Annotated in this window: 15 protein-coding genes; 11 read left to right on the top strand and 4 right to left on the bottom strand. The window is 63.6% G+C overall.

Annotated elements, in window-relative coordinates; genetic code table 11:
- Nucleotides 1-9: 9 nt before the first annotated feature.
- Entirely contained in the window at nucleotides 10-1,944 is a 1,935-nt protein-coding gene (locus AC0IPL_RS14675; protein ID WP_474272687.1) for a PrkA family serine protein kinase, read from the bottom strand.
- 698 nt (nucleotides 1,945-2,642) lie between these two features.
- Here AC0IPL_RS14675 and AC0IPL_RS14670 point away from each other — a divergent pair.
- The 4 genes from AC0IPL_RS14670 to AC0IPL_RS14655 all read left to right on the top strand — a co-directional run bounded on the left by AC0IPL_RS14670 (nucleotide 2,643) and on the right by AC0IPL_RS14655 (nucleotide 10,186).
- Entirely contained in the window at nucleotides 2,643-5,180 is a 2,538-nt protein-coding gene (locus AC0IPL_RS14670) for an Ig-like domain-containing protein (RefSeq protein ID WP_474272686.1), read from the top strand.
- A 100-nt stretch (nucleotides 5,181-5,280) separates the two neighbouring features.
- Complete coding sequence (locus AC0IPL_RS14665; RefSeq protein ID WP_474272685.1) at nucleotides 5,281-6,570, top strand: TolC family protein; 1,290 nt, start codon at nucleotides 5,281-5,283, stop codon at nucleotides 6,568-6,570.
- Between the two features lie 251 nt (nucleotides 6,571-6,821).
- Nucleotides 6,822-9,011, top strand: coding sequence for an ATP-binding cassette domain-containing protein (locus tag AC0IPL_RS14660; RefSeq protein ID WP_474272684.1), 2,190 nt, complete (start codon nucleotides 6,822-6,824; stop codon nucleotides 9,009-9,011).
- Complete coding sequence (locus tag AC0IPL_RS14655; protein ID WP_474272683.1) at nucleotides 9,008-10,186, top strand: HlyD family type I secretion periplasmic adaptor subunit; 1,179 nt, start codon at nucleotides 9,008-9,010, stop codon at nucleotides 10,184-10,186. The genes AC0IPL_RS14660 and AC0IPL_RS14655 overlap by 4 nt, the downstream gene beginning before the upstream one ends.
- 31 nt (nucleotides 10,187-10,217) lie before the next feature.
- Here the strand turns inward: AC0IPL_RS14655 and AC0IPL_RS14650 are convergent, their stop codons facing one another.
- Nucleotides 10,218-10,934, bottom strand: a complete 717-nt coding sequence (locus AC0IPL_RS14650) for a trypsin-like serine peptidase (protein ID WP_474272682.1) — start codon at nucleotides 10,932-10,934, stop codon at nucleotides 10,218-10,220.
- Between the two features lie 71 nt (nucleotides 10,935-11,005).
- Between AC0IPL_RS14650 and AC0IPL_RS14645 the strand changes: the two genes are divergently transcribed.
- A complete protein-coding gene (locus tag AC0IPL_RS14645) occupies nucleotides 11,006-11,320 on the top strand; it encodes a hypothetical protein (protein ID WP_474272681.1) in 315 nt (104 codons plus the stop codon).
- A gap of 185 nt (nucleotides 11,321-11,505) precedes the next feature.
- Nucleotides 11,506-13,821 carry a methyl-accepting chemotaxis protein gene (locus tag AC0IPL_RS14640; protein WP_474275341.1) on the top strand — a complete coding sequence of 772 codons (2,316 nt, stop codon included), beginning with the start codon at nucleotides 11,506-11,508 and terminating at the stop codon, nucleotides 13,819-13,821.
- A gap of 55 nt (nucleotides 13,822-13,876) precedes the next feature.
- On the opposite strand, the gene AC0IPL_RS14635 is transcribed toward AC0IPL_RS14640, so the two are convergent.
- Nucleotides 13,877-14,545: a GntR family transcriptional regulator gene (locus AC0IPL_RS14635; RefSeq protein WP_474275340.1), complete on the bottom strand. Its 669-nt coding sequence runs from the start codon at nucleotides 14,543-14,545 to the stop codon at nucleotides 13,877-13,879.
- Between the two features lie 77 nt (nucleotides 14,546-14,622).
- The gene (locus AC0IPL_RS14630; RefSeq protein ID WP_474275339.1) at nucleotides 14,623-15,237 is read right to left on the bottom strand and encodes a helix-turn-helix domain-containing protein; all 615 of its coding nucleotides are present in this window, start codon (nucleotides 15,235-15,237) and stop codon (nucleotides 14,623-14,625) included.
- A gap of 176 nt (nucleotides 15,238-15,413) precedes the next feature.
- Here AC0IPL_RS14630 and lpdA point away from each other — a divergent pair, with 176 nt between their 5' ends.
- From lpdA to gcvH, 5 genes are all read left to right on the top strand, one after another.
- Entirely contained in the window at nucleotides 15,414-16,796 is a 1,383-nt protein-coding gene (gene lpdA, locus AC0IPL_RS14625; protein ID WP_474275338.1) for a dihydrolipoyl dehydrogenase, read from the top strand.
- A 17-nt stretch (nucleotides 16,797-16,813) separates the two neighbouring features.
- Nucleotides 16,814-17,758, top strand: a complete 945-nt coding sequence (gene lipA / locus AC0IPL_RS14620) for a lipoyl synthase (protein ID WP_474275337.1) — start codon at nucleotides 16,814-16,816, stop codon at nucleotides 17,756-17,758.
- Nucleotides 17,759-17,783: 25 nt separating this feature from the next.
- Complete coding sequence (locus tag AC0IPL_RS14615) at nucleotides 17,784-19,154, top strand: alanine/glycine:cation symporter family protein (protein WP_474275336.1); 1,371 nt, start codon at nucleotides 17,784-17,786, stop codon at nucleotides 19,152-19,154.
- A gap of 66 nt (nucleotides 19,155-19,220) precedes the next feature.
- Nucleotides 19,221-20,318: a glycine cleavage system aminomethyltransferase GcvT gene (gene gcvT / locus AC0IPL_RS14610; protein ID WP_474275334.1), complete on the top strand. Its 1,098-nt coding sequence runs from the start codon at nucleotides 19,221-19,223 to the stop codon at nucleotides 20,316-20,318.
- 22 nt (nucleotides 20,319-20,340) lie between these two features.
- Entirely contained in the window at nucleotides 20,341-20,706 is a 366-nt protein-coding gene (gcvH, locus tag AC0IPL_RS14605; protein WP_474275332.1) for a glycine cleavage system protein GcvH, read from the top strand.
- Nucleotides 20,707-20,714: the final 8 nt, after the last annotated feature.

Below are 20,714 nucleotides of genomic sequence, written 5' to 3'. Positions count from 1 at the left end.
CGCTCCTCTTTAGCCCGCCTTGTTGACCCGCATGTACCATTCGACCAGACGCCGCACTTGGCGGTCGGTATAGCCGTGGCCCCGCATGCGCTCGACAAACTCCTGATGCTTGCCTTCGGTCTTGCTGTCCTTCTTGGACCCAAAGGAAATCACCGGCAGCAGCTCCTCAACCTGCGAGAACATATGCTTTTCGATCACGTCGCGCAGTTTTTCATAAGAGTTCCACGCCGGATTCTTGCCGGTGTTTGCACGATGGCGCAGCGCGAATTTGACCACCTCGTTGCGGAAGTCCTTGGGATTGGCGATGCCAACCGGCTTTTCGATCTTGCTCAGTTCCGCATCCAGCACTTCGCGGTTGTACAGCTGGCCGGTGTCGGGATCTTTGTAATCCTGCTCCTCGATCCAGGCATCGGCGTAGGAGATGTAGCGGTCAAAGACGTTCTGGCCGTATTCGGTATAACTTTCGAGGTACGCCTTCTGGATTTCATTGCCGATGAACTCCTCATAGCGCGGCGCCAGTTCGGTCTTGATGAACTCCAGGTATTTCTGCTCCATTTCCTGCGGGAACTGCTCGCGCTTGATCATCTGTTCCAGCACGTACATCAGGTGCACCGGATCCGCCGCCACCTCATTGGTGTCGAAGTTGAACGTGGTCGACAGCACCTTGAAGGCAAAGCGGGTGGAAATCCCGTTCATCCCCTCGTCCACCCCGGCGCGGTCCTGATATTCCTGCACCGTCTTGGCCTTGGGGTCGGTGTCTTTCAGGCTTTCGCCGTCATAGACCCGCATCTTTGAGTAGAGGTTCGAGTTCTCATGCGGCTTGAGCCGCGTCAGCACCGAGAAACGGCTGAGGATCTTCAGCGTCTCCGGCGCGCAGGGTGCCTCACGCAGCTCACTGTTCTCAATCAGCTTTTCGTAGATCGAGGTCTCGTCCGAGACGCGCAGGCAATAGGGCACCTTGACGATGGACACCCGGTCAATGAAGGCCTCGTTGTTCTTGTTGTTCTTGAATGACTGCCATTCGCTTTCGTTTGAGTGGGCCAGGATCAGCCCGTTGAACGGGATCGCACCAAAGCTTTCGGTGCCCATGTAGTTGCCTTCCTGGGTCGCGGTCAGCAACGGGTGCAGCATCTTGATCGGGGCTTTGAACATCTCGACGAATTCCAGCACCCCCTGCGTGGCACGGTTCAACCCGCCAGAGAAGCTGTAGGCGTCCGGGTTGTCTTGGCTGAAATGCTCCAGCTGACGGATGTCGACCTTGCCAACCAAGGTGGAGATATCCTGGTTGTTCTCGTCGCCCGGCTCCACCTTGGCGACACAGATCCGACGCAGCCGCGACGGATAAATGCGCACAACAGAGAATTTGTTGATATCGCCGTCAAATTCATCCAGACGCTGCACCGCCCAGGGCGACATCAGCCCCGGCAGCCGGTGCTGGGCGATGCCGTATTCCTCTTCCAGCACCTTGCCCATGCGGACCGGATCAAACAGACCCAGCGGGCTTTCGAAGATCGGCGAGACCTGATCGCCCGCCTTCAGCACATAGATCGGCTGTTCCTCGACCAGACGTTTCAGGCGTTCGGCCAACGAGGATTTGCCCCCGCCGACCGGGCCCAGCAGGTATAGGATCTGCTTACGCTCCTCCAGACCCTGCGCGGCATGGCGGAAGTAGCCCACGATCCGCTCGATGGTGTCTTCCATCCCATAGAAATCGTGAAACGCGCTGTAGCGCTTGATGGTGCGATTTTGAAAGATCGGCCCCAGCCGCGAGTCCCTGGAGGTGTCGATCAACTCCTCCTGCCCAATTGCCTTCAGCATCCTCTCGGCGACGTTGGCATACAGGCTGGGATCGTCGCGACAGGCGTTCAGATACTCCTGCAGCGGCATTTCCTGCTCGCGCGTTTCGCCGTACTGCTCTGCAAAAAGTTCGGCAATGTCTTTCATCGTGGATCAAGCCTCCTGGTTAGCTGGCGCCGGTCCTCCTGGCGTTCTGGTTCGCGCACGGACAGACAGTGCCCAGCACGTGGGCATGGGTGTCCGCGTCAGTGTTAGAATTCTGATTTCTGCTCAGCGCCGCTGCTGGCGTTCTACGTCCGGCTGGCCGCTCTTGGCGGCGACCTGCGCCCGGCGTGCCAGGGCGTTCGGCGTCATGTTACTTACATTCGAGCTTACACCAATTACGAACTCCATACTATCTGAAAGTGGTGTACTTTTAATTAATTGCCAGAAACTTTTATGGGAAATTTTCCTCACATTGCAGCGACCAGCCCGCGGCAATCGCACCGCTGCGGCGCGGCGGCAGCACCTTGAAGGCAGCCTCTCCACTCGGCGTACCACGGTCGGACAGGCCATTTGCGACAGAGGCATTCCCGCTCCACCGCACGCCCCTGCAACGCCCCGAACCCAACGTGACCACAGCGCAAAATCGCGGAAAAGCCTAGAGAATCTGCGGCAGTGAGGACACGGTTTCAGCCAAAATGCCCCCCGCACCTGCACTGCGAGACTGGACAGAGCGGCCGAATTCATCACAGTATGGCCGTTAAATGGCCGCATTAGACGGTCGATGGGCAAGACACAGGCAACGCAACCACGCAGCGCGGACCGGCATTTCCGGCGGCGTAGCGAACAGATGAGCGGTACACATGAGCACTGTCGCATTTATCACCCGCAACATGGCGGGCACTACCCAGCATGGGAATTCTTCCGAAGGCAGCCCCGCGCGCATTGAAGCCGCCGGCGCCAAGGACATCTCGCTGAACCTCAACCCTGCCGATATCGAAAGCTATTCCCGCCAGGGTAGCAATCTTCACATCACCTTGGCCAATGGCCAGGAACTGGTGCTGCAAGACTTCTACGGCTACGGCGAAACCGGTGCCAAGAACCTGTTTCTCAGCGAGGAAGGCCAATTCGTCGAAGTGGTGCTGGAGGATAAATCCGGCGGCATGCTGTTTGCCACCTACGAACCGCTGGATCTGTCCGGCAAGTGGAGCGCCTATGACGAGATGGTGTTCCTGGATGTGGACCGGATCGAACCGGTTGTGGCCCCGCTGGCCGCACCGTTGTTCGGTGGCCTTGGCGCGGCTGGGGCCGCGGCGGGCGTGGCCGGTGCCGCGGTTCTTGTTGGTGGCGGCGGCGGCGGTGGCGGCGACGATGGCGGCGGTCCGCCCAACGGCATCTACCCGACCGTTGACGATCCCGACGCCACCCACCCGGTCTCTGGCTCCACAACCGACCCGGTGGTCATCACCGGCACCGGCGCGCCCGGTTCCGATGTGACTGTTACCGTCGGCACCACCGAAGTCACCACCACGGTTGAGGAAGACGGCACCTGGGGTGTGACCATCCCGGTCGAGGACCTGCCCGCGGATGGCAACTACGAGTCCGAAGTGCATGTGGTGGATCCCGACGGGTATGAATTCGACCTCGACGGCCCGGCCGTGGTGATCGACACCGTGGTCGACGTCGACATTGACGCAGGCCAGGCCGGTGGCGACGACATGATCAACGCCGCCGAGGCCGCGGATGGCGTTACCCTGACCGGCACCGCCGAGGCCGGTGCCACGGTTGAGGTCACGTTTCAGGGCGTCACCCGCACCGTCACCGCCACCGACAGCGGCACTTGGAGCGCCGATTTTGCCTCCTCGGAGATTGCCGCGGGCGAGTACGAGTCCGAGGTGTCCGTCACCGCGACAGACAGCTTTGGCAATAGCGAAACCACCACCGGCACCATCCATGTCGACACCACCACGGCCGTCGCCATCGATGGCGGCAAGGCGGGCGGGGACGACATCCTCAACAACGCCGAATCCGCTGCCGGGCTGACCCTGACCGGCACCGGCGAGGCTGGCGCCGCGGTCAGCGTGACTGTGGAAGGCGTCACCCGCACCACCACCGTCGATGCCAACGGGAACTGGAGCGCCACCTTCGAAGCGGGCTCGCTGCCCGCTGGCGAATACGACACCACCGTCAGCGTGACCTCCACCGACGCGGCCGGCAACAGTGCCACCGCAACCGCGGATCTGCATGTGGACACGCTGGTGGACCCGCTGACGCTCGCCTCCGGCAGCATCGAGGGCGACAATATCGTCAACGAGACAGAGCACAGCGACGGCGTCACTCTGACCGGCACGGTGGAACCCGGCTCCACCGTCATGGTGCAGCTTGGCACCGCCACCACGGCCGCGACAGTGGATGCAAACGGCAACTGGAGCGCCAGTTTTGCCGCCGCCGACATTCCCGAGGGCAGCTATGACGCCGATGTCGTGGTCACGGCCACAGACGCGGCGGGCAACATCGACACGATCACAGACACGCTGGCGATCGACACCGAAGTGTCCCCCTTCACCGTCGCGCCCGAGCAGACCGCCGACGACGTGCTGAACCTGGCCGAACATGCCGCCGGGTTGACCATGACCGGCACCGTGGAGCCCGGCTCCACCGTCGAAGTCACCATCCAGGGCGTGACCCACGCGGCCACCGTGGATGCCAGCGGCAACTGGAGTGCCACCTTCGCCTCTGGCGAGTTGGCGACCGGCACCTATGACGCCTCGGCCCAGATTGTTGCCACGGATGCGGCGGGCAACACCCAGCCCCTGACCGAAAGCTTCAGCGTCGACACTGACTATGATGCGCCGGACATCGGCGACGTGATCGACACCGGCACCGCCATCAGCGGCTTCTTTAACGAGGACTTCGAGGCCGGAGACACCGCCCACGAGCTGACTGACGCTGGTGCGGTCGACGCGCTGAGCGGCACCGAAACCGATGTCGGAAACGGGCGCACCTTGTTCGAATTCGACAACGACGTGCCGGATGGCTCGCATCTGGTTGTCAACCGTGTGGACAGCGCCGACAACAGCTCTGGCACCCTGGTGGTGCTGGAAGACGGCGCCGGAGCCGGGGTGCTGGACCATGCAGGCTTGTCGCAGTTCAACATCGACGAGCTGAACCTGGTCCACGCCGACAACGTCGATCTGACCCTGACAGCGGCAGACATCAACGCGCTGTCCGGCAATTCCGACACGCTGGTGGTACACGGCACCGACAACGACACGCTGACGCTGACCGATGCAACCGCCACCGGCAGCCAGACCATCAACAACGAGACCTACAACGTCTACACCCTTGGAGATGATGGCACGACGGTGATCGTAAACGAAGAAATCAACACCGTGATCTGAGCCTTCGGCCCGGCACCCTTCCGCGGTTGCCGGGCCGCCACGCCGAACAGCAGTAAACACCGCCGGGCCACGAGGCCGGACCACAAAGGCAAGGGGCAGGATGCAACCGGGACGCTTTCTTTGCGCCATCACAGTGATGTGCAGCCTGTCGGCCTGCGCCCACATCGGCATGTTCGCCGCCAAGGACGCCGAAGATCCGTCCCCCCGCAGCAATTTCACCCAAAGTGGCGACGCCGCGTCGCAGGTGATCCAGACATTGCAGGAACGGCGTTCGCTGCTGCCGGATCACGGCGCCTATGGCGAGGTGGCCGAAGCCGCCCTCGCCGCCTCTGCGCGCGCCGCGGAGGCAGAGCTTATCAGCGCCAAGCTGCGGGCCGAAGCCGCCTCCAAGAACTGGCTGCCCACGCTTGGCCCTTCGGTGAGCCTGACCGATCTCGGTGATGTCGTCGCCGGGCTTCTGATCGAACAGGTGCTGTTCGACAATGGCCGCCGCAAGGCAGAGCGTGCATTTGCCGCCGCCGACGTCGAGGTGGCTGCCGTAAACCTGTCGCAGGACATGAACAGCCGGGTGGAAACCGCCGTGGGTCTTTATGCCGCCGCGCTGCGTGGCGATGAAAAGGCCGCCTATGGCGAACGCGCCCTGCGCCGCATGCAGGAATTTCGCCGCATCGTGCAAGGCCGCGTTGATGGCGGCGTGTCCGACCATTCCGACCTGAATGTGGTCGACAGCAAGATCAGCGGCATCCGCACCACCACCGCCACCGCCCGCGACGATGCAGCCACCGCGCGCGCTGAATTGCAGGCAATGACCGGCCAGAGCTTTGACCGCAAGCCGTCGCATCTGGGCATCTCTACCCCTCCCGAACAGGTGCAGTACCTGTCGGTTCTGAAGGCCAGCGCCGAGGCGGATCGCACGATCGCTGAGGCCAAGGCAGGCCGCGCCGGGCTGTTGCCGCAGATCTCCGGCGCGGGCAATGTGACCACGGATGGCTCCGGCGTCGGGCTGACGCTCGGCATGGCGCAACCGCTGGGTCTGGGCACACCGGCGGCGATGCGCGCGCTGGAGGCCTCTAAGGAAGCCGCAAAACGACAGGTGAGCGAGGCCGAAGAAGCCGCACGGCGCGCCTACAGCCGTCAGGTGCAGCAGATCGCCTCATACCAGCGTCAGGAGGCAGAGACGGCCGCGCTGGTGCGCCGCAGCCGCGAGACCTATGAGCTGTTCCAGAAGCAGTTCGAGGCCGGCCAGCGCCCGGTGATGGAAGTGATCCAGGTCTATGAGGAACTGGTGCGCCGCGAGCAGGCCTATATCGACGCGAAATACGAGGCCGTGCTGATCCAGCTGCAACTGGCACGGGATCTGGGCTTGCTGGCCGATGGGGACAAGATTTGACCGACAAACCGCAAAAACCGGCCCACGCCGCCCCCGCCACTGGCAGAAAGCCGGTGCTGCGGGCCGTACCCGCGTCCGGCAAAAGCGCGGGCGCAGCGCAGGCTCCGACGACAAACGGCGCCATACCGCCAGCACCGGCGTCGCAGAGCCCGGCCTTTTCCCCGTCATCCGCCGCCCCGCAACCCGCCACCACGGCCGATGCCAGGCCAAACGCTGCCCCCCGCACACTGACGGGCACATTGACGGGCACCATGTCGGGCAAGAAGATCGGCGCAAAGGCGGGGTCGAACCCGAAAGCGCCGGACGCGCAGCCCGAGGTCGGTACCCTTCTGGAGGGGGCCGCGGCGCGAATCCAGCACCGCGCCAGCCTGATCTCCACCCTCGCCGCGCTGAAGGGCAGCGAAGTGCCGGTCAGCGACATCGCCGCGTTGTTGTGGCGTGAGACACCGGGCGATCTGTCACTGCACACGTTGGCCAAGGCCGTGCAATCCACAGGGTTGCAGCCCAAGATTCTTGAAAAACAGCCGCTTGCCCCGGCCCTGTGGCCCGCCCTGGCCGTGATGTCGGGCGGCCAATGCGTTCTGGTGCTCAGCCAGGCCGAAGACGTTCTGACGATCTATGACACCTCCTGCGCCGACAACCGCACAGAGGTGACATTGGGCGAATTTGCCCCGTATTTTACCGGCACCGTGCTGTCGGCGCGGCCGTCGCTCAGCCAGATGGCAGCCCGTCACACGCCGCAGCTCGACCCGGGCCACTGGTTCTGGAGCGAATTCCCGAAATACCGCCGCCAGGTGGGCGAGATCATGCTGGGTTCGCTGGTCGCCAACATCCTGGCGGTGTCTGTCGCGCTGTTCAGCCTACAGGTCTATGACCGCGTGGTGCCGCATCAATCCCATGCCACCCTGTGGGTGCTGGCGATCGGCGCCTTTCTGGCCATCGCGCTGGAGGCGCTGCTGAAACTCGCCCGTGCGCGGCTGACCGATGCGGCGGGGCGCCAGATCGAACTGTCGGTGCAGCACAACCTGATGCGCCGCCTGATCGGCATGCGCTCTGACAAGAAGCCGCTGCCGCCTTCGGGGCTGTTTGCCGCGATGCGCGATTTCGGCTCGGTGCGGGAGTTCTTTACCTCATCCACCATCTCAACCCTCGCGGACATCCCGTTTATCGCTGTGTTCCTGCTGCTGGTCGCCTCCATCGCGGGGCCGGTTGTCTGGGTCATCGTCATCGGCGGCGTCCTGATGCTGCTGCCTGCCTATTTCATGCAGAAGAAGATGATTGCCTTCACCCGGCAGACCCAGGGCGCCAACGCCAAGGCGGGCCGCCTGCTGCATGAGGTAGTGACCGAACTGGACACCGTGAAAACCCAGCGCGGCGAAGAGCGCGTGCTGCGCCTCTGGGATGAGCTGAACACCCTGTCCTCGCATTCCGCGACCGAGCAGCGCAAGCTGTCCAGTGCCCTCACCTATTGGTCGCAGGGCGTGCAGCAGGCCACCTATATCACCGCCGTGGTGCTGGGCACGCTGCTGGTCTTTGCCGGCGAGTTCACCGTTGGCACCATCATCGCCACGGGCATCCTGACAAGCCGCACCCTGGCGCCGCTGACCCAGTTCGCCGCCACCCTCGCGCGGTGGAGCAACGTCAAGGCAGCGCTCGAAGGGCTGGACGCCATCGCCAACGCGCCGCAGGAGAAGGAAAAGGAACGCACCTATCTGCGCCGCCAGAAGATCCAGGGCCGGTTCGAGCTGCGCGAGATCCTGTTCCGCTACGAGGACGACGCCGCGCCCACCGTGGATGTGCAGGCCGCTGCCATCACGCCCGGTCAGCGAGTTGCGGTGCTGGGGGTCAATGGCTCTGGCAAATCGACGCTGCTGAAGCTGTTATCGGGGCTTTATGCCCCCGACCGCGGCCGAATTCTGCTGGACGGCACCGACATGGCGCAGATCGACCCGCGCGATTTGCGGGCAGGCATCGGCTACCTCAGCCAGGACGTGCGGCTGTTTGCGGGCTCCTTGCGCGACAACCTGAACCTCAATCAGCTGGAGCGCGACGACGACCGGCTGATGGAAGCGCTGGAGTTCGCAGGCCTCGGCGCGCATGTGCGCAGCCACCACAAAGGTCTGGACCTGGAAATCAGCGATGGCGGCCACGGGCTGTCGATCGGCCAGCGCCAGTCCATCGGCTGGGCGCGACTGTGGCTGCAGAACCCGTCGGTGGTGCTGCTGGATGAACCCACCGCGGCGCTGGACCAGACGCTGGAGCGCACGCTTGTCAGCCGTCTGGAAAGCTGGCTGGAGGGCCGCACGGCGGTGATCGCCACCCACCGGATGCCGATCCTGTCGCTGACCAACCGCACCCTGATCCTGCAATCGGGCCGCATGGTGGTGGACGGTCCGCGCGATCAGGTTCTGGCGCATCTGGCCGCCGGAGAGGGCAAATGACCCTGGATCTGCACGACCCCTACGGCAATGCCCAAGCCCCGCGCAGCGCCAGCCGCATCATCTATCTGGCAGTGGCGGCAGTCGCGGTGTTCCTGATCTGGGCCGCCTTTGCCTCGATCGACGAAATCGTGCGCGGCGAAGGCCAGGTGGTGTCCTCCTCCCGTGCGCAGATCGTGCAGAACCTCGAAGGCGGCATCCTGGCCGAGTTGCACGTACGACAAGGCGACGTGGTCAGCGCAGGACAGGTGCTGGCCAAGCTGCAAGACACCAAGTTCCGCACCGCCGCGGACGAGCTGCAGAACCAGCTTGACGCGCTGGAGATCAAACGCCACCGGCTGGAAGCGCAGATGAAGGGCGCGTTTGAATTCACCGTGCCCGACCCGCTCGCGCAGCGTTCCCCCGGCATTCTGGCCTCGGAACGCGGCCTGCTGACCGCCCGGCAGACCGACTTCACCAGCCGTCGCGACAGCGCCCGTCAGATCATGGACCAGCTGAATGCCGAGCTGGCCAATATGGAACAGCTCTACAAGCAGAAGATCGTGGCGCTGATCGAGGTCAACAAGGCCCGTAAGGCCGCCACCGACGCCCGCGCCAAATACAACGAGATCGGCACCCAGGCAGAACTGGAGCAGGCCGAGGAATACTCCAAGACCCTGCGCGAGATCACCACCCTGCGCCAGGAGCAGCGACTGGCGGTGGACCAGCTGAACCGCACCATCATCACCTCGCCCATGGCCGGCATCGTCAACAGCCTGGCCGTCACCACGATCGGCGGCGTGATCCGTCCTGGCGAGGAAATCCTGGAAATCATTCCGCTGGGCGAGGAACTGTTCGTCGAGGCGCGCGTCCGGCCTGAGGACATCGCCAGCGTGCAGCCCGGCCAGGACGCCACAATCAAGCTGTCGGCCTATGACTACACCATCTATGGCGCGCTGCGTGGCAAGGTGGATTTCGTGTCCGCCGACACGTTCGAGGACGAGCGCAACCCGCGCGCCGAACCATATTACCGGGTGACGGTCCGGGTCAACAAAGCCGACTTTACCGAACGCCAGCAGACGATCGAAATCCGCCCCGGCATGCGGGCAACCGCGGAGTTGCAGACCGGCTCCAAGACCGTCCTGCAATATCTGCTGAAGCCCTTGTACAAATCCCGCGAAGCACTGCGCGAGCCGTGACCCAGCGCGCCACCGTGCGCCGGTCTCGCTCTCAGCCGGCCCGGCGCACCAGCTCGCGCAGCGTGGTGTCAAAGGCGGTGCCGATTGACACCTTGCGCCGCCCCATCGCCGCCTTGGCAGAGATCACCGACACCAGTCGCGGCGGCTGGCCGGGGCGCATCGCCAGAACCGGCGAACCAGAGGCCCCGAATTCCACCAGGCAGGACATCACCAGGGTGCGGCTCTGGCGGGCCAGGACGCTGCAATAGTTTTGCAGGTTCTGGTGCGTCGCCTGTCGGGCCGTATAGGACAGCACCCCCAGTACATCACCCCGCTCGGCACCGCCGGAAACGGTCAATGGCCGAATGCGACGGCTGCTGATCGGGCGATCCAGTTTCAGAACAGCCAGATCGCTGCCGATCTGATGCCTGCCATCCGGGCGATAGCGATACTGCGGATGTTTCACTGCCCGGACCACCTGTCGCAGGGCTATCGCCTCGCGGCCGGACAGCCCGGCCTCAAACCGGATTGACGTCGGATCAACTGCAGCGCCGCTGCGCGGGTCGTAAAGGCAATGCGCCGCGGTCAGCACCAGATCCGGCGCGATCAAGGCCCCGGTACACATGCTGCGGTTGGCGATATTCAGCCGTCCCACCGCCTGCCAGCCGTCGACCGTTTGAAATTCCGACGGCGCGTTCTGTGCCGTGACGCCGGTTGGCAGCCCCAATGTCAGGCACGCCGCAATAGCAGCAAATAAAAGCTTCATCATTCACTCCAGCTTCCCACCGGGGCATCGTCATTCAGGTCCAAGGCCGAATTGAGACAGAAACTTGCGGCCTCGTGGCGAAAACACGTCCCGATTGCGACGGCGTTAACAATCCCCCAACGCCGCACGCATTGATGCTCAACCATGGCAAAAAACTTCGTCGTTTTGCGAGAAAAACCGCGGAAAACCTTCCGAACTCGTGCAAACACCTAAGAACGCGTCAGAAAAACTCGCGGCAGGCGCGCCAGATCGGGTCGGATTTCGCCGAACAGACCTCGCCGATTCGTGAAATCCTGCCCGCAAAGCGCCCGCCCGGCACGCTGCGTGCGACGGAAATCTTAACGCAGTGCATCCACAGGGCGTTCGGATCGGGCTACCGAAATGGTTAACAACTCGCCCGGTCAGGGCACTGCCGCGACGCCATCGGCAACCGCAAAATAGAGTCAATTTGACCGATCCGCAGCCGGTTAACGTCTCCCTCACCTTCCTGTGACTTCATGACTGGAAATTTGCGTTTTCTGCTCCGACGGGTCCGACACCCGCCGGGCGCCCATCCGCCGGAGTTTAGGTATCCATGTTCAAGTCTCTGAAACTCGCGCACAAGCTGCCGCTGCTGATCGTCTTCATCGCCCTGACACTGACGGTCGTCCTGATCGCAGTCAGCACCACTTATTTCCGGCGCAGCGTGGTTGCAGATGCGGAAAACTTCATGATGTCGCTGGTCCGAGACCGGGAGCTGGCGTTGCACTCCTACCTCAAGGGCGTCGAGGCGGCGACGCTGACCATTGCCTCGGTGCCGTCCACCGCCAAGGCGGTCAAGGATCTCCACGTCACCTGGTCGACACGCGCTGGTGCGGACAAGGCGGCGGTCGGAAACCTGGCGATGTTCGCCTCCGCAGCGTCGCCGTATGATGTGCATTTCAACCGCAACCTGCCGCCGTTCCAGCGCATCATAGAACGGATGGGATTTTACAACGTGGCGCTGATCAGCCCTGACGGCGATGTCGTCTTTTCCGCCACCCAGGAGGACGACTACACCAGCAACCTGTTGTCCGGGCCTTACAAAAGCTCCGGTCTGGGAGAGGTCTTTCAAAAGACCGTCTCGGGCGATGCCAAGCAGGTCTATTTCTCCGACATTGCCGCCTATGAGCCCAGCGGCCAGGCGCCCGCGGCCTTTGCGGCAACCCAGATCGTAGATGAAGCTGGCCGGTTTATCGGGGTGTTTGTCGTGCAGATCACTGTCGGGGACATCACCCGCATCACCTCCAATTCTGGCGGCGACAAGCAGACCCTCGACACCTATCTGATCGGCACAGACCTCAAGGCCCGTACCCGTTCGCGGCTGGAGAATGGCCATGCGGTTCTGGAAGAACTGCCACAGCAGTCACATTTCGAGACGGCCCTTGCCGCTGACGACGCAGCCGCCCGCTTTTACCCCGCAGTTCAAAAACCGGACGGCCGCACCGTCGCCGCCGTGACCGCGCCCGTGGCCTTCCGCGACATCAACTGGACTGTAGTTGCCGAGCTGGACCACAGCGAGCTGCTGGCCCCGGCCGCGCAGCAGCGCCAGATCATGCTGCTCGTCTCGTTGTCCTGCGCCCTGGCCGTATCCCTGCTGGGCTGGCTGTTCGCGCGTTCGATCACCAAACCCATCAACCGGATTTGCGACAACATGGAATCGGTCGCCGGTGGCAATCTGGACACTGAGGTCGAGGCCGCGCAGCGCCGCGACGAGATCGGCAAGATCGGCAAGACGCTCCTGTCGATGCAGGACGACCTGAAACTGGCCCGCGCCGCCGAAGAGGAGCGCGCAGAGATGCAGCGTCAGCAGCAGGAGGTCGTCGACAGCCTCAGCAATGGTCTGGTGCGGCTGGCAGACGGCGACTTCTCGCAGCCCATCGAGGACACCTTCCCGCAGGAATACGAACAGCTGCGGCAGAATTTCAACAGCACCGTCAGCAATCTGAACGCCACCGTGCAGCAGGTGATCGAGGCCTCTGGCAGCATCCGCAGCGGCGCCGCCGAGATCAGCCAGGCCTCCGACGACCTGTCGCATCGCACCGAAAGCCAGGCCGCAACGCTGGAACAGACCGCCGCCGCGCTGGATGAGCTGACGGCCAGCGTGAAATCCGCCGCCGAGGGCGCGCGCAGCGTCGAGGCGACGATGCAGCAGGCCCGCAACGAGGCCGAGACCAGCGACGCCGTGGTGCAAAGCGCGGTTGCGGCGATGACCGAGATCGAGCAGTCCTCGACCCATATCAGCCAGATCATCAGCGTGATCGACGACATTGCCTTTCAGACCAACCTGCTGGCGCTGAACGCCGGCGTCGAGGCGGCGCGGGCGGGCGAAGCCGGCAAGGGCTTTGCCGTGGTCGCCTCTGAGGTGCGGGCGCTGGCGCAGCGGTCATCGGATGCGGCGATGGAGATCAAGACGCTGATCTCCGACAGCTCCAAACAGGTGGAGCGTGGCGTCGATCTGGTCGGCAAGGCGGGCGAGGCGTTGCAAAGCATCGTGTCGCAGGTCGCCCATATCTCGCAGCTGGTTTCCGACATTGCCGAGGGCGCGTCGGAACAGTCCACCGGCCTGCACGAGATCAACACCGGCGTGACCCAGCTGGACCAGGTGACCCAGCAGAATGCGGCGATGGTGGAACAGGCCACCGCGGCCGGCCACATGCTCAACAGCGACGCCGGCAAACTGGCTGAGCTGGTCGCGCATTTCACCATCTCCGGGCAAGGCGCCCCGGCCCCGTTTGCCGCACATGCGCCCGACACAGGTGGTTTTGCGGGCACCGGCGCTGAGGTTGATCCCTGGCAGGACGAAGACTCAGCCCGCGCGGCGCCCGCCGCCACCGGCACCAACGGAATGGGCAAGTGGGAAGATTTCTGATCTGACCCCCGCCAACATTCGCCGCGCCCCTTGCCAAAAAGGGGCACGGCGGTTTTCAGGGCACCGCTGACCGCGGGAAATGCGCCAGAAGCGAGCCCTTGGCCGCCTGGATATGCGCCCGCGTCAGATCGGACGCCAGCCGCGCGTCGCCTGCCTCGCAGGCTTGCAGAATGTCCAGATGCTCGCGCCCGGCGCGCTGCATGCCATCGCTCATCACCAGCTGCGCCCGGATGTAACGGTCGATCCGGTCCATCGCACTGCTGGCGGCCTCGCGGAAGTAGCCCAGGCGGCTGGCACTGTAGAGCCCGTCATGAAACCTGCGATTCAGCAGCCCCCACTCCCGCGGGTTGGCAGAGGCATCAAAGGCGGCATAATCCGCCCGCGCCTGCGCCAACAGCGCCGCATCCATCCGCGGCACCGCATCGCGGATGATCTCCGGCTCCAGCAAGGCACGGAACTCAAAGATCTCTGCCGCCTCATCCGCCGACAGCCCCGCCACCACCGCGCCTTTAAAGCGCTGGGTTCGCACCAGCCCATGTTCCTCCAGCCGGTTGATCGCCTCGCGCACCGGCAGGCGGCTGGTCCTGAAGTGGCGGGCGATTTCATCCTGTCGCAGCGGCTCTCCCTCCGCCAGGCGACCCTCGATGATGGCCTGACGCAGCGCCTCGAAGACACCGGCAGAGGCCGAGGCCGAGCCGGAAATATCCACCGGGTCCAGTTTCATCGCATCCCCTCTGTGTGTTGCGGCGTCGAACGTGGTTTAGGTGATGCCGCCCGCTTGGGAAAGCGGCGTGCGCCAAATCACCCCTCCAGCGAGACCCACAGCACGCGGGCATCCTCCGCGCTGGTGGAGACACAGCCATGGCCCATGCCGCTGTCGTAATAGACGGAATCCCCCGGCCCCATCCGCAGCGGGCGGTAGTGCTCGGTATACAGAATGACCTCGCCGCTCAGCACGAACATGAACTCTTCGCCCTGATGGCGCACCCAATTGTCGAACTCGGTGACGTCGCGGGCCTTGATGGTGCTGATATAGGGCACCATGCGTTTGCTGGTCAGATCACTGCACAACAGCTCGTGGTCGTAGGTGGCGGTCTCCTTGTGCTCGCCGCTGCCAGTGGGAGTATAATCGCGCCGCCCGGTCACCCCGCCCTGGCCCGACTGCACGAACAGCTGCGGCGTTTCCAGCTCCAGCGTCTGCATCAGGCGGCGGATAATCTCGAAACTGGGCCGGGTCTGGTTGTTCTCGATCTTTGACAGGGTCGAGCGCCCAATAGCAGCGGCCTTGGCTGCTTCTTCCAGCGTCAGCCCCTTTTCCTTGCGGGCGTCGCGAATCATCTTTCCCAGGATTTCCCCGTCCGGTGCCTCGGCGGCCTCGGGCCCAAGCCCTGTATCGTCTAAGGAAATCGGTTCCATCGGCGTCAATTCTCCTGTTACCCAAGCAGTTTAGCTTTGATGTATTTTGCGGTCAAAATTTCCCTCGCGCCACTTTTTGTTTGCATCAGGGAAAAAGTTTCCTATAGGGAACATGCAGCGTCGTATACAGCAGCATACGTGCCGGTCCCTGACCGAATTCCATGAGGAGGCCCCAAATGAGCGCATACGATCTGATTGTAATCGGAGGCGGTCCGGGCGGTTATGTCGCAGCGATCCGGGCAGCGCAACTGGGCCTGTCGGTCGCCTGTGTCGAGGGCCGCAGTGCGCTTGGCGGCACCTGCCTGAACGTGGGCTGTATCCCCTCCAAGGCTTTGCTGACCTCCTCGTCGAAATATGCCGCATTGGCTGGTTTGGCCGCCCATGGCATTGCCATCGAAGGCGCCAGCCTGGATCTGGGCGCAATGATGGCCCGCAAGCATAAGACCGTTGCGGATCTGACCAAGGGTATTGGATTTCTGTTCAAGAAGAACGGTATAGACCTGATCGAAGGCTGGGCCAGCATTCCTGCACCCGGTCAGGTGCAGGTCGGTGCGGACACATACACCGCCAAGCACATCCTGATCGCCACCGGCTCCGAGCCCACGCCGCTGCCCGGGGTGGAGATCGACGAGCAAGACGTGCTGAGCAGCACCGGCGCGCTGGCGCTGGAGGCAGTGCCGGAGCATCTGGTGGTGGTTGGCGCGGGCGTCATCGGGCTGGAGCTGGGTCAGGTCTGGTCGCGCCTTGGCGCCAAGGTCACCGTGGTCGAATACCTCGACCGGATCCTGCCCGGCATCGACGCCGAGATCGCCAAACTGTCGCAACGCGCCCTGTCCAAGCGTGGGCTGAAATTCCAGCTGGGCCGCGCGCTCAAGTCCGTTGACAAGGCCGAACAGGGCCTGACCCTCACCGTGGAACGCGTCGGCAAGGACATGGAAGAGCAGATCGAGGCTGACAAGGTGCTGGTTGCCATCGGCCGCCGCCCGGTCACCCGTGGTCTGGGGTTGGAGGCCTTGGGCGTCTCGATCAACGCCCGCGGGTTCATTGAAGTGGATGAGCGTTTCTCGACTTCGGTGCCCGGCATCTACGCCATCGGCGACTGCGTGCCCGGCCCGATGCTGGCCCACAAGGCCGAAGAAGACGGCCTTGCCTGCGTCGAGATGCTGGCGGGCGTGGCGGCCCATGTGGATTACAACACCGTTCCCGGTGTCGTCTATACCGACCCCGAAGTGGCCTCTGTCGGGCAGACCGAGGAGATGTTGAAAGACGCCGGAATCGACTACATCAGCGGCAAATTCGCCTTCATGGCCAACTCCCGCGCCCGTGCCACCGGCGAGACCGACGGCGCGGTCAAGGTGCTGGCCCGCCCCGATGGCCGCATCCTCGGCGCGCATATCTGCGGTGCCCATGCAGGCGACCTGATCGCCGAACTGGCGCTCGCGATGACCAGAGGTGTTACTGTCGCCGAGGTCGCGCAAACCTGTCACGCGCATCCCGCCCTGGGCGAGGCCGTCAAGGAAGCCTGCCTCGACGCGCTCGGCCGCGCCATCCACGCCTGATCCGAAAGGCCCGCCAGATGACCATCCAGCTGCGTCCCCGCCACCCGGAAAAAGCCCACAAGGCCGACAGCGCGATCCCGCGCAAGCCCAAGTGGATCCGCAAGAAAAAGATCGAAAGCGCGGAGTATTACGAAACCCGAAAACTGATGCGCGAGCACGATCTGGCGACGGTCTGCGAGGAAGCCGCCTGCCCCAACATCGGCGAATGCTGGTCCAAGCGTCACGCCACCATGATGATCATGGGCGAGGTCTGCACCCGCGGCTGTTCTTTCTGCAATGTGACAACCGGCAAGCCCGACACCTTGGACGCGTTTGAGCCGGGCCGCGTGGCGGCGGCGGTCAAGAAGCTGGGCCTGCGCCACGTGGTGATCACCTCCGTCGACCGCGACGACCTGGACGACGGCGGAGCCGAGCATATCGCACAGACCATCCGCGCCACCCGCCACCAGAACCCCGGCACCACGATCGAGGTGCTGACCCCGGATTTCCTGGGCAAGGGCACGGCGGCGCAGGCGGTGTTCGAAGCCGCCCCGGATGTGTTCAACCACAATCTCGAAACCGTACCGCGCCTTTACCCGCGCGTACGGCCTGGCGCACGGTATTATACCTCGCTGCGGCTGCTGGATGACGCCAAGCGCGCCAACCCGCAATTGTTCACCAAATCCGGCATCATGGTGGGCCTGGGCGAGACCCTGGACGATGTGCGACAGGTCATGGACGATCTGCGCGCGGCACAGGTCGACTTTCTGACAGTGGGGCAGTATTTGCAGCCCACCCCGAAGCACCATCCGATTGATCGCTTCTGGGAACCCGAAGAATTCGTGCAACTGGAACAAATTGCCCGTGCCAAGGGGTTTTTGCATGTCTCAGCCACCCCGCTGACCCGGTCATCGTTCCACGCGGACGAAGATTTTGCCGCCCTGAAACAGGCCCGACAGACGGCCTTGGACCAGGGCATTTAAATTTAACGCAAGCGGGAGGAGACCCATGGAAGCGTTAAGTACAGCAGTTGGCTGGGTAAATGGGATCGTATGGGGACCGGCGATGCTGGTTCTGATCCTGGGTGTCGGCTTTTTCCTTCAGGTCGGCCTGAAGTTTATGCCGATTTTGAAACTGGGCATGGGCTTTGGCCTGTTGTTCAAGGGCCGTGAAGGCACCGGCGAGGGGCAGATCAGCCCGTTCAACGCGCTGATGACCGCCCTGTCGGCGACCATCGGCACCGGTAACATCGCAGGCGTGGCCACCGCCGTGTTCCTCGGCGGCCCCGGTGCCCTGTTCTGGATGTGGATGACTGCGCTGGTCGGCATGGCCACCAAGTATTCCGAGGCGGTCTGCGCGGTGAAATTCCGCGAGCGTGACGAAGAAGGCAATTTCGTCGGTGGCCCGATGTATTACATCAAGAATGGCCTCGGTGCGAAATGGGCCTGGCTGGGCGTTGCCTTTGCCCTGTTCGGTGCGATTGCCGCCTTTGGCATCGGCAACGGCGTGCAGGCCAATGGCGTGGCACAGGTGCTGGAAACCAATTTCGGCTTCAACCCCTCGATCACCGGCATCGTTCTGATGGTGCTGACCGGCGCCGTGATCCTGGGTGGCATCACCCGCATCGGCGCGGTGGCGGGCAAACTGGTTCCGTTTATGGCCGTCAGCTACATTGTCGCGGGCCTGATTGTTCTGGTGATCAACGCGGATGCCATCGGCGACGCCTTCGTCATGGTGTTCACCTATGCCTTCACCCCATCGGCGGCCGAGGGCGGCTTTGCCGGTGCGGCGGTCTGGGCCGCGATCCGCTTTGGCGTAGCGCGCGGCGTGTTCTCGAACGAGGCGGGCCTCGGCTCTGCCCCGATCGCCCACGCGGCGGCGGAAACCAAAGGTCCGGTCAACCAGGGCCTGATCGCGATGCTGGGCACCTTCATCGACACCATCATCGTCTGCTCGATCACCGGCCTCGCAATCATCGCCTCCGGCGCATGGACCTCGGGGGAAAGCGGCGCAGCACTGACCTCGCTGGCGTTTGAGACCTCGCTGCCGGGCTTTGGCGGCTACCTGATCGCCATTGCGCTGTCGATCTTTGCCTTCACCACCATCCTCGGCTGGTCCTACTATGGTGAGAAGTGCATGGAGTTCCTGTTCGGTGTGAAGGTGATGCTGCCCTATCGCATCCTGTGGATCATCGCGATCTACTTTGGCGCGACTGCCGACCTCGGCTTCATCTGGCTGCTGGCGGATACGCTGAACGCAATGATGGCGATCCCGAACCTGATCGCCCTGGCCCTGCTGAGCCCGATCGTCTTCAAGCTGACGAAAGAGTTCTTTGCCACCGGCGGGCGCTCCGAAGAAGCCGGCCGCGCAGCTAAGTAAAACACGCGGAGGGCGCAAGCTGCGCCCTCCCTCCCCCCACCTAAACCAATTCAAAGGCTGCACAGGATGACCGACGCACCCAAACGCACCCCGCTTTATGACCTGCACGTCGAACTTGGCGGCAAGATGGTCGACTTCGCCGGCTGGGAGATGCCGGTCCAGTACCCCATGGGCATCATGGGCGAGCACAAGCAGTGCCGCGAGAAGGCTGCGCTGTTTGACGTCTCCCACATGGGCCAGGTGATCCTGCGCGGCGAGAACGTGGGCGAGAAGCTGGAAACGCTCTGCCCGCAGGCCTTTGCCACCCTCAAGGAAGGCAAGGCACGCTACGGTTTCTTCACCAATGACGACGGCGGCATCATGGACGACCTGATCGTCTCCAACGCCGGTGACCATTACTTTGTCGTGGTGAATGCCGCCCTGCGCCACCAGGACATCCCGCACATGCAAGCGAACCTCGACGGCGTCGAAGTGACCGAGATCTTCGACCGCGCCCTGGTCGCCGTCCAGGGCCCCAGCGCCGAGGAAGTTGTCGGCAGCCTCTGCCCCTCCGCCCGCGAGCTGAAGTTCATGGAAACCACCGTTGCCGAGATCGACGGCGTCGAGTGCCGCATCTCGCGTCTCGGCTACACCGGCGAGGATGGCTACGAGATCTCGATCCCCGAGGGTGACGCTATCCGTATCTCCAAGCTGTTCCTGGCCCATGACGACTGCGAACCTGCAGGTCTGGGCGCGCGTGACAGCTTGCGTCTGGAGGCAGGTCTCTGCCTCTATGGCAACGACATCGACCAGTCGACCTCCCCGGTGGAGGCCTCGCTGGCCTGGGCGATGCAGAAACGCCGCAAGGAAGAAGGCGGCTTCCCCGGTGCCGCCCGCATCCAGAAGGAACTCGCCGAAGGGGCTGCCAAGAAGCTGGTCGGCATCAAGCCCGAAGGCCGCGCCCCCGCCCGCCAGGGCGTCGAGGTGCAGACGCTCGAGGGCGACAGCATCGGCGCCATCACCTCCGGCAGCTTCGGCCCCACGGTCGGCGGCCCGGTTGCAATGGGATATGTCGCGACAGAGCACAGCGCGGCTGGCACCAAGGTGAACCTCATCATCCGTGGCAAGGCGCAGCCCGCCGAAATCGTTGCGCTGCCCTTCGTCACCCAGAACTACAAACGCTAAGACCACATCAGGAGAGTCGAACATGGCCACCTATTACTCTGAAGAGCACGAATGGATCACCGTCGAGGGTGACGTGGCAACCCTGGGCATCACCCAGCACGCCGCCGACCAGCTGGGCGAGGTTGTCTTCGTCGAGCAGCGCGAAACCGGCGACGACTTTGAAAAGGGCGACGAGATCGGCGTCATCGAATCCGTCAAGGCCGCCTCGGAAATCTACGCGCCGCTGAACGGCGAAGTGGTCGAGGTCAATGAGACCCTGGCCGACAACCCCGGCGCGCTGAACGAAGCCCCCGAAGGCGACGCCTGGATCTACAAGATCAAGATCGCCGACGCCTCTCAGCTGGAAGAGCTGATGGATCTGGACGGCTACAAGGCCCTGATCGGCTGACCCTCGCC

It is taken from the genome of Leisingera sp. SA32, assembly GCF_056033425.1.
This window is presented reverse-complemented; position numbering and strand designations above follow the sequence as displayed.

What these genes read in the sequence shown, in the direction of transcription:
- AC0IPL_RS14675 (WP_474272687.1), bottom strand. Translation starts at nt 1,944, where the DNA reads ATGAAAGACATTGCCGAACTTTTTGCAGAGCAGTACGGCGAAACGCGC.
- AC0IPL_RS14670 (WP_474272686.1), top strand. Translation starts at nt 2,643, where the DNA reads ATGAGCACTGTCGCATTTATCACCCGCAACATGGCGGGCACTACCCAG.
- AC0IPL_RS14665 (WP_474272685.1), top strand. Translation starts at nt 5,281, where the DNA reads ATGCAACCGGGACGCTTTCTTTGCGCCATCACAGTGATGTGCAGCCTG.
- AC0IPL_RS14660 (WP_474272684.1), top strand. Translation starts at nt 6,822, where the DNA reads ATGTCGGGCAAGAAGATCGGCGCAAAGGCGGGGTCGAACCCGAAAGCG.
- AC0IPL_RS14655 (WP_474272683.1), top strand. Translation starts at nt 9,008, where the DNA reads ATGACCCTGGATCTGCACGACCCCTACGGCAATGCCCAAGCCCCGCGC.
- AC0IPL_RS14650 (WP_474272682.1), bottom strand. Translation starts at nt 10,934, where the DNA reads ATGATGAAGCTTTTATTTGCTGCTATTGCGGCGTGCCTGACATTGGGG.
- AC0IPL_RS14640 (WP_474275341.1), top strand. Translation starts at nt 11,506, where the DNA reads ATGTTCAAGTCTCTGAAACTCGCGCACAAGCTGCCGCTGCTGATCGTC.
- AC0IPL_RS14635 (WP_474275340.1), bottom strand. Translation starts at nt 14,545, where the DNA reads ATGAAACTGGACCCGGTGGATATTTCCGGCTCGGCCTCGGCCTCTGCC.
- AC0IPL_RS14630 (WP_474275339.1), bottom strand. Translation starts at nt 15,237, where the DNA reads ATGGAACCGATTTCCTTAGACGATACAGGGCTTGGGCCCGAGGCCGCC.
- lpdA (WP_474275338.1), top strand. Translation starts at nt 15,414, where the DNA reads ATGAGCGCATACGATCTGATTGTAATCGGAGGCGGTCCGGGCGGTTAT.
- lipA (WP_474275337.1), top strand. Translation starts at nt 16,814, where the DNA reads ATGACCATCCAGCTGCGTCCCCGCCACCCGGAAAAAGCCCACAAGGCC.
- AC0IPL_RS14615 (WP_474275336.1), top strand. Translation starts at nt 17,784, where the DNA reads ATGGAAGCGTTAAGTACAGCAGTTGGCTGGGTAAATGGGATCGTATGG.
- gcvT (WP_474275334.1), top strand. Translation starts at nt 19,221, where the DNA reads ATGACCGACGCACCCAAACGCACCCCGCTTTATGACCTGCACGTCGAA.
- gcvH (WP_474275332.1), top strand. Translation starts at nt 20,341, where the DNA reads ATGGCCACCTATTACTCTGAAGAGCACGAATGGATCACCGTCGAGGGT.